Here is an 11,613-nt window from a genome sequence, read left to right as displayed (position 1 = left end):
GCAAGACCTCCAAGTCGTACAAAAGTTATACAATCATTATACATTCCTTAAAATTTAATTGCCACTCATAACCTCATGGAAATTGTAAAAAGAAAGTCAAAACCTTGTAACCAGGGCGTCCACCGGTTAAAAAAAGAGATTTTATTGTACAGACTTTCTGCATGCTTTCCTGACCGAAGTCATCCTGTCCCCCAGTCAAATGACCGGTTCTGTATTCCGTTAACACATTAAAGCTATTATCTAGAAAAGAAACCTGACTGTATCATAATTGACCGGCCAGGTTATTTTAACAAATTATATTTTCAAAAGGTTCATTTCGCGGATGACCCTCGAAACCTCAAAGTCATCTTTCATCACTTCGATCGGCCGCCACTTCACCTCTTGCCGCATTTGTTCATCCATTGCACATTCGGGTTCAATCCCGAGCTGCAGCATCGGAACCCATGATGTCAGCAGAAAAAACGCGGCTTTTTCCCATGCTGTAATCGTAGCTGAATAAGTGTCTTCCTGCCTTCACGGTAAGGTTTTTCTCTTCCTTCACTTCCCTCACAACGGCCTCTTCAAAGCTTTCTCCTTCTTCCAGACCGCCGCCGGGAAGCGACCATCAAACCTTTTCATCCCGCTGCATTTTCACCATGAGGGTATGACCGTCTTTAATGATGGCCGCGCAGGCTCTCGGTCGGTTTCGGACTATTGACGTTTTTTGCATTGGACACCCAGTCACCTTTTCTATTATCTTACCACAATTGTTAGAATTTTTTGGTAAAACAAAAAGGATGAACAATCAAATGTCTCATCCATATCATTTCTATTCTTTTTGTTTATTCTTATTGATCGACTTTTTTCTGATATACAGCCACATCACAATATATGCGGCAAACAGCAAAAGTAAAAAGACCGGCACGGAAAAAATGTCTTGTATCAGCATATCAGCACACCCCTGTTTATTTTAAACTTTCCATAGGGAACGGGAACATCAGATAAAATACAATCGCAAGAAGGATCGACACGCCAATGGCCCGCAGTGGATTCCGGTAATGCAAATACAGTACACTGAACAATACAAGGTTCAGCGGGATGTTCCACCAGCCGTTCCAGCCGTGGTCGTATACAAACATACCTTTATGAGCGAAAAGGAACTCCAGGGCTGCATAGAAAGCCGTCCATATCAGGATATAGATGATCTGCCCGCTTCTTCTCACAGGAAATCTCTGAAGATAAATGATCAGTCCAACCGGACAGATAAAAAAGGTGAACGCAAAGTTGATGATCGTGTGATTCAGCCATTCGGCCGTCACGCCCCTGAAAGCCCAGAGGGTATGATTAAAATAAAAGTAGTTATATAGAAAGTTGATCAGCATGAAAAACAACACCGTTGGATACTGTTTCCGCCACTGTGACCAGTCGACGAACTTATACGCAAACAGGGTCCACACCACGATTACGAGCAGCAAATACATCGGCACACACCTACTTATCATTACTAACAACATGATTGACTGGTTTTTTAACTTTTATACTTTTACTATTAAAATGAAACACTTAAGAGGAGGATTATCTATGAAAATCGCCATCATCGGCCTGGGGGATATCGCCAAAAAAGCATACCTGCCTGTCCTGTCGGAAAAAGAAGGAATCGAGCTTGTCCTTTGCACACGGAACGCGGACACGCTGGACAAGCTTGCAGGCAAGTACCGGATCGAGGAAAAAGTCCAGTCGGCGGAGGACCTGTTCGACAGGGACATCGACGCCGCTTTTATCAGCACGGCAACGGAGGCCCATTTTGAAATTTCGGAGAAGCTGCTCCAAAACGGGATCCACGTGTATATAGACAAACCGATTTCCATGACGTTAGAGGAAACCGAAAGGATCGTGGGGCTAGCGAAGGAACAGAACAAAATCGCCATGGTCGGCTTCAACCGCCGCTTCATCCCGCGTGTGAACGAACTGAAGGACCACGGTAAACCAAGTCTGATCCTGATGCAGAAGAACCGGTTCGCCTTCCCTGAACAAGTGAGAAGATTCGTGGTGGAGGACTTCATCCACGTCATCGACACGCTCCGCTTCCTGATGGATACGGACGTGCGCGATGTCAAAGTCGAATACCTGAAAGACGGCGGGCAGCTCCATCACCTCGTCGTCCAGCTGCTCGGTGACGGCTGCACAGCCATCGGCATCATGAACCGGAACGGCGGCGTGACCGAAGAAACGATCGAATACCACGCCGGCCACCATAAATATGTCATAGAGAGCCTTGTCGAAACGACCCATTACCATAATAAAGACACCAGCATCACGAAGTTCGGCGACTGGGAACCGACCCTCTATAAGCGCGGATTCTACCAGCTGTGCGACCACTTCCTGGACTGTGTGGCAAGCGGAGAAGCACCCGACCCGTCGATCGACGACTCACTAGTCACGCATGAGATCTGTGAGCGGATTGTGAAGGACATTGACGAACAAGCCTAAAACCATGAAAAGTGTCTGCGAGCTTGCGCAGACACTTTTTTTGATAATTGATTTTCAATTTTCCGGCATGATCCAGACAATCTCACAAATTCGTACAAAAAAGGATGAATCATGCTCCCGGACCACAGCATGATCAGGCTTTGCATCAACCAGCGTGCCGCTTACAGATCCCCGTGACGTGTCAATGACCACCCTCTTCCCGATCAGGCTCTTTAACGCAGCGTAAACATAAGGCTCCACAACGACCACCTGCATCGGTCCATTCGAAGCTGCCTGCGGGTTATTTCGATATGGATACAAACTGTACATTCGCTAACCTCCAAGTTGAATATTTTCACATCTTATATGTATGTACCCGCGTGCATGGCCCATTCCAGCATGTTTTTGCTTTGCTCTTTGTATTGGATTTCAGTCCGACCGGGCAGGGGTGCAGGGGGGTGCGAGAACATAATCCATTGTGGCAGCCGACTTTTTAAATTTGATGATATCCCGCTGTGTTAGATAATAAATGGCTGGAATTGATGATATAGCACCGTTTATGAAAAACAGCCTCAACGGAATTGATAATAAATTGTCTGTTTTTGATAATAAAACCTTCGTTTTCGATAATAAATCTTGGATTATTGATAATAAAACTTCCATTTTTGATAATATCCTGTCCCGAACTCCCTTTAAGACCCACTCCGCTTCCAAAAACGATGCTTTAGACGGGGGATCATCCTTAAAATAGTCAAAAAGTCACCAAACAAGCCCAATTTCAACCTGAAAACAACCGAAAATCCAAGAAAAATGACAATCCGGCAGACCCGCAGCTCCACAACATCATCCCCGGCGGCCAAAACAGGGTTGCGCCCATCCTGCGAAAACGTTTACCATGGTAAAGTGCTAATATTCTAAATTTTACACACATATCTGCTGTTGGAGTCCAATCCATACCATAAAAAATCTCTTTTCCAATCATGGATTCCAATGAGAGCAGCACATCCAAAAGAGCGTACATAAAAATGCAGACGCTTACACTCACATCAAGAAAGGAGCATCACACTATGTCATTAGAAGTGAACACAACCACTCCAAAAGCACCGGCATCCTTTAAAAAGCGGGCCGCCCTGATCGGTCCTGGATTTGTGGCCGCTGCCACAGGGGTCGGGACGGGGGATCTGGTCGCCGCCCTGGTCGCGGGGGCCAGTTTCGGTCTCGTATTTGTCTGGGCGATCGTCGTCGGGTCCATCCTCAAGCATTTTCTTAACGAAGGGGTCGGGCGCTGGCATCTCGCCACCGGAAAAACGATCCTAGAAGGCTGGCAGGAGATGGGGAAATGGGCGACCGGCTACTTCGGCGTGTATGCCGTCATCTGGGGATTCGTCTACGGGGCGGCGGCAGCTTCTGCCTGTGCGATGGCCATGACGTCGATGTTTCCCATCATGCCGTTCTGGGCGTGGGCCGTCATTCATGCGATTGCCGGCTTCCTGCTTGTATGGACGGGCCGCTATCTGCTGTTTGAAAAAGTCATGATGGTCCTGATCGGCATCATGTTTGTCACCGTCGTCGGATCTGCACTCTTGTTCCTGCCAAATCTGGGTGATTTCCTGACAGGCTTCGTGCCGAGGATCCCGGACGGTTCATTCCTGCTTGCCCTCGGACTCGTAGGGGGTGTCGGCGGTACGATCACGATGACATCGTATGGCTACTGGCTGAAGGAGAAAGGCTGGAGCGGAAAGGAATGGATCCCGACGATGCGTCTTGATTCCAAGGCTGCTTACACGATGACGGCTATCTTCACGCTCGCCCTCTTGATTGTCGGAAGTCAATTTTTATACGGGACGGGCATTGAGATCGAAGGAGAACAGGGCTTGATCAAATTGACGGGGCTTCTCGGCGAGAAATACGGGGCGTTTATCTCATGGATGTTCCTGATCGGATTCTGGTCGGCTGCGTTCTCATCCCTGCTCGGTGTTTGGAACGGGGTCCCTTATCTGTTCGCGGATTTTGTGCGGGTTGTAAAAAAAAGGACGGACCGCCCTGTCACGGAAAAGGATCCGGCATACCGCCTGTTCCTGGCATGGCTCACGTTCCCGCCGATGCTCCTGTTGTTCTTCGGGAAACCGGTGCAGCTCATCATTTTATACGGGGCACTCGGAGCACTTTTCATGCCGTTCCTGTCATTCAGCCTGATGTGGCTGCTGAATTCGAAAAAGGTCGACAAGGACTACCGGAACAGCCTTCTTGCCAACTTCGTCTTTGCAGCCTGCATCCTGCTGTTCGCCATCCTGGCCGTGACGAAATTGATCTCCATTTTTTAAAAATGCAGAAAAGCCTGGGATCCAAGTGGTCCCAGGCTTAATTATTGACGGCCATCCTTCCGAGCGGCCCGCTCTCCTCGATGATATCCTGCAGATCAAAGACAGAGACCGGGAACATCGGGAAACCGGCCACATACGGCGTGATTTCATAGAGCTGGAAATAGATCACCAGCGCCTTGTCCGCGATGTAGTAGTCCTGATCGGGGCGGATGCCGGTGAATTCGCCGAGCAGCGGAATGTCCCGCTCATTGATCTGCGCGGCCACCAGGTCTGACAGCCTCTTCACATAATCACTGCCCGGCTTGAATAAATCTTTCAAACTGCAAATCCTCTCTTTTTCCAGATCGAACGTCAGCGAACGGATGAACGTCATCCCATGGGCGGCGTGATAGTGGTACGTATAGTTGGAGAGTGATAGACTCAGAACCTCGCGCTGATTGTTCTTGATTTCAAAGGATCCCTGCATTTCCTCGACGGTCGACGGCATATTCCCGACCTGCTCATGAATCAGCTTCTGGGTCTCAGCGACAATGGTCCGGTTGATGGTGCGCTGAAAATCGCGGCTCCTCATTCGTACAGCTTTCGGGTAATAGACGACTTGTTTCGGACCGTTCGAAATCATCCTCGGCTCGATGCTTACCGGTAAAGTTACTGGCACCTTCATCATCCTCTGCTCTTTTTACCCCATTGTATTCAAGGGGATGCCCAGCGTGAACACCCTCCAGTTAAGGAAGGACGGTCAGCACGCCCTTGATGTTTTCATTCACATAGCCGTGATGAGGTTTGCAGGCATACTCATAGGTGCCGGGTTCCGGCGTGATCGCAATGAGCCCTGAGCGGCCGCGCTCTGTGTGAACACTGGCATCAAGCTCAGGGAAGTCCAGGATATGACAGTTATTTTCTGATTCGTTGATGATGTGGAGGACCACCGTTTCCCCTGCTCTCAATTCCATTTCGGAGGGCTCGACTGAATCAGGCTTCATGACGATGGTTGGCAGTTTGCCGACCGTTTCGGCGTTGATGCCCGACACCCAGTGGAGCTGCAGATACAGGCTGATGACCAGCCCCATCAGGACAGCGCCGACCATAGCCCCTTTCAGTACAGGGAACCAGGCAGCGGGAGCCGGTATTTTCTCCAGGTTGAGAAGAAGCCCTGCAAGAGACGAAAGAAAGACGAAAAACACAATCAAGGCACTGAGAAAGCTGATGCCGATGAACGGATTGCTTGCCTCGATCATCGCATTATATTCGGGATCGATATGCCTGAACATCGAGATGAAAAGGGATGGAACCGTCAAGATCGTGAAAATCAGCCCATAAATCACTCCTATGACGGGCGTCCACCTTTTCTTAACCACAAGAAGAATGACGGCAGCGAGAAGGGCAATTGCCCCGTTCGCCGCATGTATCACTGGAAAATGCCTTAAAATGAAAAAGCCGGAGCAAAGAATGGTCACCACTTGCATAAACAACAGGGTCGCCGCCAATTTAGTATACGAGTTCCTCATCTATTTTCCCCCTTGACACCCATCATACTTAGTACCTATTTCAGTCTATGTCGGGAGTGATGGTTTTTTAACAAAGAATACAATCTTGCGAGGTTAATAGAATCTGAAAAGGGATGTCCATCAAGACATCCCTTATGCTTTCATTACCAATTCCCTTTCTCTGACCCAATCACAGAACTCACCCTCACCGAGCGGAGGCGAGAAATAATAGCCCTGGATGTGGGGGCGCTCGATCATACCCGTGATGAAATCGATCTGTTCCTGGGTTTCCACTCCCTCGATGACAACCCGCAGATTCAGGGAGGAGCATAAGGTAGTAATCGCCCTAAGCAGCGCGGAATCCTTTTCGGAAAGCGGGACACCGTCCACGAATGATTTATCGATTTTAATCGTGGATATCGGGATTTTTCTTAAATAAGAAAGAGAAGATAATCCGGTTCCGAAATCATCGAGGGCAACGGAGAGACCCATTTCCCTGAAGCGCCCGACGGCCGTGATGGCATTATCGATGTCGTGAATGACACTCGTTTCCGTGATCTCAAGCTCGATGAAGGAGCTGTCGATGCCATACTTCCTTAATCCCTCATTCAGGACAGACAGCAGTCTCGATGACGTCACATACGGCCCCGGGATGTTGATGGACACACGCTTGAATTCGACATCTTCATCGAGCCAGCGTGAGACCTGCCGGAAAACCGTTTCGATGACCCAGTCCGTCACCTCGAAGATTTTCCCGTTCTCCTCTAGGACAGGGATGAAAACCCCCGGTGAGATAAACCCGTATACAATGTGCTGCCAGCGCAGCAATGCCTCCACACCCGTCACTTCCCCGGTGCCGGTCTGTACTTTCGGCTGATAGACCATGAACAGCTCATTGGTTTCGATCGCCCGGTTGATGTCCTGGACGATCTGCCTTTCAAAACTGTATGTATGAACGGCGGCATCATATTCAATCACTCCGTGCCGATACTGAATCGAGGAGTGCTGGAGGACAGCCATCGTATTGGCCAGCAGCTGATCGCAGTCCTCTTTATCACAATGGGAAACGGCACACGCCATTTCGATCACGACGCGGTAATCATCGATCATCAGCGGCTTCTTCAGCTCAGAAAGCACGGTCTCCATACAGGCCTTTAATTTTTCAAATTCATGCTTTTCACTATGGTAGACGGCAAAACGGTTCCCTTCGATCCGGTAGACTTTTGAAGTCCGCAGCTTTCGTTCTTCAATGATATCCCCAACCGCTTTTATCACGCGGTCTCCGAAGGTATAGCCATAGCCGCTGACCCATTTCTCAAGATCATGGATGTGGATGATGGCAAGGCTCCCGGCCGTCTTTGAGTTCTTCAAATCCTGTTCGAACTGCCGCTGATTTGGAAGAAGGGTGAGAGCATCGTAATGATGAAGGCGGTGGTCCACATAGCGGTCAAGAAGACCAGCAAGACCGGACACCGCCAGCAGGATGAAAATCCCTGCCGTCACACCCATTACCAGCAGAGACATGTCCATTTTATGCATCCCGTGCATACCGTTCACGGGAGTATCCGTATAAAAGACAACGGCCGCCATCCCTGTATAATGCATACTCGTAATCGCTAGTCCCATCAGGACAGATGTGAGGATCTTGATCCACTGCGTCCCCATAAACCTCTGCAAACTTGAAAAAATGAATAAAGCCACATAGGAGACGACAACCGCTATCATCACAGAAGCCGTAAGAATCAACGGCTTGTAGACATATTCCACCTCCATCTCCATCGCAGCCATCCCGATATAATGCATCGCGGATATTCCGATACCCATGATGAGACCGGCGATGATCGCCGGTACATGACCTTTCGTTTTCCGGCTGGAAAACGAAAACGCCAAATAAGAAGCAAACACAGCAGGAAAGACGGAAGCAGCCGTCAAATACGTATCATACGTCATCGAGACGGGCAGCATGAACGCGCTCATCCCGATAAAATGCATCGACCAGATCCCGAGCCCCATCGCCACCGAGGCCAGCACCAGCCAAAACGATTTATGAAAGAAACTGTTCTGCTGCATCCTCTGATTCAACGACAAAGACGTGTAAGAAGCACAGCAGGCAATCACCACAGACAACACCACAAGCGGGAGGGAATAATTCCCCTGAAGGATGGTGATGTCCGGTGATTCAGGTAATGAAAACATATAATAACCTCATTTAACGTAATGTTGGAATTAATATTTTGGGATACATGTTAAATTATACAAAAGTTGATGAAAAAAGATAGGGTTGGACTAGTAAACCGGCAAACAGATTAAGTTTGAATTTTCTGAAATTAAATAGGTGTTTTGTCCCGTTTCAGCGTATAATAGAATGACTCCACTACTAAAAAAGACGGGAGAAGATGATCTTGAAGAATAAAGGGATTTACCGTGATTTTTTCCTGCACCTCGACATTTTGATTATGGCCGGTATTTTTCTGAGTGTCCTGGCCTTTCTATTCACCATCGGGCCGACAGCTTTCACTCCGCTGTTCCTTGCGATCGGAATCGTCACCTACATGTTCAGCGAATACCTCACCCACCGGTTTGTCTTTCACATCAAAGCTCCGAAGAATAGCATTTTACTAAAATTGATCAAACGGCTCCACTATGACCACCACAAGAAACCCAATGACCTGAAGCTGTTATTCCTGCCCATCTGGTACAGCGCACCGAGCCTGTTCGCCCTGAGCCTCATCTTCTACTTCATCTCAGGCTCTATGCCGGCCACCCTGTCCTTCAGCGCAGGGGTCCTCACCATGTTCTTCGTCTACGAATGGAAGCATTACGTAGCCCACCGGCCGCTCAAGCCAAAAACGAAATTCGGCAAGTGGCTCAAAAAGACACACGTCCTCCATCACTATAAAAATGAAAACTACTGGTACGGCGTGTCGACTCCGTTTGTCGATGCCCTTTTTGGGACTTTGAAAGATGAGAAGGATGTGGATTCGAGTGAGACGGTGAAGGATTTGGAGAAGCGGGCATGACTGGCGGAACTTATCGAGGGCAGTTTCCGGGGTTTGGCATGGTACCTGGAGGTGGTGCGTGGAGGAAGGATGCGGAGTCCCACTGGGGGGCCCGGATTTGGGTTAGTTTGGGAACCGGGAGGCGGCGTGAATTTTGGTTAGCCTGGAACCGGGTGACGGGCCGGAACCATGGATGGCCTTGAAGTGGCCGAGACCTCCGATCCACGTCACCATTTTTTCTTATCCCGGTCTTTTTTACCAAAAAATCAACCTTTTTTCATTGAAAAACGGCTTTTTTTCAGTTCAGCAGCAAGTTTCGAGTCAAAATCCTCCGCTACCTGCCTTGACGCAGGCTAAAACCGGCCTCCCCGGGGCCCTGCGATGATTTTATTATCAAAAACGGGCAATTTATTATCAAAAATCCAATTATATTATCAAAAACAGAAATATATTATCAAAAACGGCCTTTTTATTATCAAATCCAAAAATCCCTTGGTCCGCGAACCCGCGCAGCGGATCAACTCCACTACTCAATCCGGCTCCTTTATTCATCTGCCCCTTTATACCGGTATCGATATTGAATATCTGCCGTTCTGCTGTCTGTATCGAGCGTAAATCGATTCCACGGACTCTTCCCGCTCTTGATTTCTGATTCAGGAAGGAAAGGAATGGCTTCATTCGCCCCGATTCTGATGGTGCCGGTTTCGATCGTTTCCATGACGTTTCCTGAAGAATCATAAAAGGCCATCTGGACCTGGACAAGCAAATCGCGGTCCTCAAAGTTTTTCATAAAGACGAGATTGGAATAATCCGTACTCCGGCAGCTGGAGGATCTGCCGTAACAAATCTGGTCTGAAAACACCAGGGTCATCCCGATCGGCTGATCGATTTTTCCCTCCATCTCATCGAAGGACCGGTCCGCACGCTTCATGGCGGAAGCATAGGTCGCCTTTTCCGATACAGGCAGCACAAAAACGAAAATCATCAGGATCGAAAGGCATAACAGGCTCATCACAATGAAAAGGGGTGAGCTTTGCACGATGGTCTTAATAAATTTCTTCGAAAACAGACCCATCAACACGACGACCAAAAAGACGATGCCAAACAGCAGGCCGCACACCAACAGCATGATCTTGATTTCCGATCCCGTTGGAAAGAGAGGAAAACTGTATTTTTCCAAGTAATGAAGGTTCACGATCAGGGTGACTGCAAAGATGGCCGCCCAGGTGCCTGCACTGAGCAGGGCATACCTCAGCAGGACCCGATAGTGCCTGTGTTGGTCCATCAAGGCAAACACATAAATGAGAAACGGAATGGTCGCGATCGGTATGATTAAGAATGCCATGATGCTTCGTTCCTTTCTTCTTCTTTGAAATCGATGATGAGATTTCTGTCCTTGATGGAAATCGTTTCGCTCAAAGATGGATCCTGTTCCTGTACGGGCAGGTTCATGTCAGCTGCCGGCTGATATAATGTCAGATACATATCTTCAAATCTGTCAGGGTTGGACTCCCATTTACTGAACAAATAGAAATAGTGGTCATGCCAGAAGTTGTAAACCTTCCATTTCATCATCTTCCATGACAGGACGGCGAAATAAATGACCTTGGCAGGTGAAATGAGTTTTTTGATTTGAGCTGACGGGAGCTTGGTCAATTCCCGGAAGACAGTAAAACACTCATGCAGCTCACCCATCACATGGAGGATGGTTCTTTTTTGTACTTCAGTGTTTTGGTAATTTCGATACACTACCCCTTCAGAACGGGCAGATCCTTCCTCGTATGCTTTCAACGAATTGAAGACGCTGTAGCACGCCAGCTTTTCATGCTGCGACTGACTGGTGACCGCAAACAGGTTCAGAAACTCAAGGAAAGCCTGCCGGTCTTTATCCTTGGTCTTTTCATTGAAAAAGACGGAGCAGATGGTATCTAGTATCCTATACTGATCTTCCCTTGCTTCGAAAGCTTCTAATTCTCCCTTTTGGGTTGTCACCGTCATACTGTCCGATGAGTGCACGATGATTTTATGAAATGGCTGTCCCTCACTTCTGTACGTGACCCGTTCAATGACCCGGTTGTCTAAATGATGGATGATTCTTTCCGCCGGATCCTGTGAAGGCTCGGTTGTTGAAAGTCTATCCTTGAGAATGTCTACTATTGTCAAAATGGTCACCTCTGAAATTTTCATGGTTTCTATTCACGGTTAAGCCGGCTTATATGTTTCACAAACCTGTGAAGATAGGGTTATTTTCCTATAAAAGGAAATACTCTCTGCATGACTCTATACCCAGATTATTTAAGTTCCAGTCCTTTTCTGGGATAAAAAGTGAAAATTTCGAATCCATGTTCTTTGGAT

At 48.1% G+C, this 11,613-nt stretch carries 11 protein-coding genes and 1 pseudogene; 3 read left to right on the top strand and 9 right to left on the bottom strand.

Annotated features, from left to right (window positions below; all coding sequences use genetic code 11):
* Positions 1-294: 294 nt before the first annotated feature.
* The 3 genes and pseudogenes from BHE18_RS23400 to BHE18_RS22020 all read right to left on the bottom strand — a co-directional run bounded on the left by BHE18_RS23400 (position 295) and on the right by BHE18_RS22020 (position 1,460).
* Positions 295-435, bottom strand: coding sequence for a hypothetical protein (locus tag BHE18_RS23400; RefSeq protein ID WP_171910771.1), 141 nt, complete (start codon positions 433-435; stop codon positions 295-297).
* Positions 416-592, bottom strand: a pseudogene (locus BHE18_RS23825) (NUDIX domain-containing protein); the annotation flags it as partial. The gene BHE18_RS23400 and the pseudogene BHE18_RS23825, both read right to left, overlap by 20 nt.
* 352 nt (positions 593-944) lie before the next feature.
* A complete protein-coding gene (locus tag BHE18_RS22020; protein ID WP_071620622.1) occupies positions 945-1,460 on the bottom strand; it encodes a CBO0543 family protein in 516 nt (171 codons plus the stop codon).
* 100 nt (positions 1,461-1,560) lie between these two features.
* Between BHE18_RS22020 and BHE18_RS22015 the strand changes: the two genes are divergently transcribed.
* On the top strand, positions 1,561-2,469 hold the full coding sequence (locus BHE18_RS22015; RefSeq protein ID WP_071620621.1) for a Gfo/Idh/MocA family protein: 909 nt from the start codon (positions 1,561-1,563) through the stop codon (positions 2,467-2,469).
* A 54-nt stretch (positions 2,470-2,523) separates the two neighbouring features.
* Here the strand turns inward: BHE18_RS22015 and BHE18_RS22010 are convergent, their stop codons facing one another.
* Positions 2,524-2,778: a YuzF family protein gene (locus BHE18_RS22010; protein WP_235860423.1), complete on the bottom strand. Its 255-nt coding sequence runs from the start codon at positions 2,776-2,778 to the stop codon at positions 2,524-2,526.
* Between the two features lie 737 nt (positions 2,779-3,515).
* On the opposite strand from BHE18_RS22010, the gene BHE18_RS22000 reads away from it, so the two are divergent.
* Positions 3,516-4,772 carry an Nramp family divalent metal transporter gene (locus tag BHE18_RS22000; RefSeq protein WP_071620619.1) on the top strand — a complete coding sequence of 419 codons (1,257 nt, stop codon included), beginning with the start codon at positions 3,516-3,518 and terminating at the stop codon, positions 4,770-4,772.
* Between the two features lie 37 nt (positions 4,773-4,809).
* On the opposite strand, the gene BHE18_RS21995 is transcribed toward BHE18_RS22000, so the two are convergent.
* The 3 genes from BHE18_RS21995 to BHE18_RS21985 all read right to left on the bottom strand — a co-directional run bounded on the left by BHE18_RS21995 (position 4,810) and on the right by BHE18_RS21985 (position 8,455).
* Entirely contained in the window at positions 4,810-5,430 is a 621-nt protein-coding gene (locus BHE18_RS21995; RefSeq protein WP_440480410.1) for a DUF3298 domain-containing protein, read from the bottom strand.
* A 67-nt stretch (positions 5,431-5,497) separates the two neighbouring features.
* A complete protein-coding gene (locus BHE18_RS21990; protein ID WP_071620617.1) occupies positions 5,498-6,280 on the bottom strand; it encodes a cupredoxin domain-containing protein in 783 nt (260 codons plus the stop codon).
* Between the two features lie 132 nt (positions 6,281-6,412).
* Complete coding sequence (locus BHE18_RS21985; protein WP_071620616.1) at positions 6,413-8,455, bottom strand: bifunctional diguanylate cyclase/phosphodiesterase; 2,043 nt, start codon at positions 8,453-8,455, stop codon at positions 6,413-6,415.
* 200 nt (positions 8,456-8,655) lie between these two features.
* Between BHE18_RS21985 and BHE18_RS21980 the strand changes: the two genes are divergently transcribed.
* Positions 8,656-9,279 (top strand): sterol desaturase family protein, encoded by a 624-nt coding sequence (locus BHE18_RS21980; protein WP_071620615.1) that lies wholly within the window; start codon positions 8,656-8,658, stop codon positions 9,277-9,279.
* Between the two features lie 523 nt (positions 9,280-9,802).
* Here BHE18_RS21980 and BHE18_RS21970 read toward each other — a convergent pair.
* Positions 9,803-10,603: a hypothetical protein gene (locus tag BHE18_RS21970; protein WP_071620613.1), complete on the bottom strand. Its 801-nt coding sequence runs from the start codon at positions 10,601-10,603 to the stop codon at positions 9,803-9,805.
* A complete protein-coding gene (locus BHE18_RS21965; RefSeq protein ID WP_071620612.1) occupies positions 10,591-11,421 on the bottom strand; it encodes a hypothetical protein in 831 nt (276 codons plus the stop codon). The genes BHE18_RS21970 and BHE18_RS21965 overlap by 13 nt, the downstream gene beginning before the upstream one ends.
* Between the last annotated feature and the right edge of the window lie 192 nt (positions 11,422-11,613).

Origin of the sequence: Rossellomorea aquimaris (genome assembly GCF_001877785.1) — a bacterium.
Classification (GTDB): Bacteria; Bacillota; Bacilli; order Bacillales; family Bacillaceae_B; genus Rossellomorea; species Rossellomorea aquimaris_A.
The sequence above is the reverse complement of the archived record's forward strand: the minus strand, read 5'-3'. Positions and strand labels throughout refer to the sequence as shown.

Bases quoted from the DNA above. Each gene is read 5' to 3' on its own strand.
- BHE18_RS23400 (WP_171910771.1), bottom strand. From the start codon at position 435: ATGCTGCAGCTCGGGATTGAACCCGAATGTGCAATGGATGAACAAATG.
- BHE18_RS22020 (WP_071620622.1), bottom strand. From the start codon at position 1,460: ATGTATTTGCTGCTCGTAATCGTGGTGTGGACCCTGTTTGCGTATAAG.
- BHE18_RS22015 (WP_071620621.1), top strand. From the start codon at position 1,561: ATGAAAATCGCCATCATCGGCCTGGGGGATATCGCCAAAAAAGCATAC.
- BHE18_RS22010 (WP_235860423.1), bottom strand. From the start codon at position 2,778: ATGTACAGTTTGTATCCATATCGAAATAACCCGCAGGCAGCTTCGAAT.
- BHE18_RS22000 (WP_071620619.1), top strand. From the start codon at position 3,516: ATGTCATTAGAAGTGAACACAACCACTCCAAAAGCACCGGCATCCTTT.
- BHE18_RS21990 (WP_071620617.1), bottom strand. From the start codon at position 6,280: ATGAGGAACTCGTATACTAAATTGGCGGCGACCCTGTTGTTTATGCAA.
- BHE18_RS21985 (WP_071620616.1), bottom strand. From the start codon at position 8,455: ATGTTTTCATTACCTGAATCACCGGACATCACCATCCTTCAGGGGAAT.
- BHE18_RS21980 (WP_071620615.1), top strand. From the start codon at position 8,656: ATGATCTTGAAGAATAAAGGGATTTACCGTGATTTTTTCCTGCACCTC.
- BHE18_RS21970 (WP_071620613.1), bottom strand. From the start codon at position 10,603: ATGGCATTCTTAATCATACCGATCGCGACCATTCCGTTTCTCATTTAT.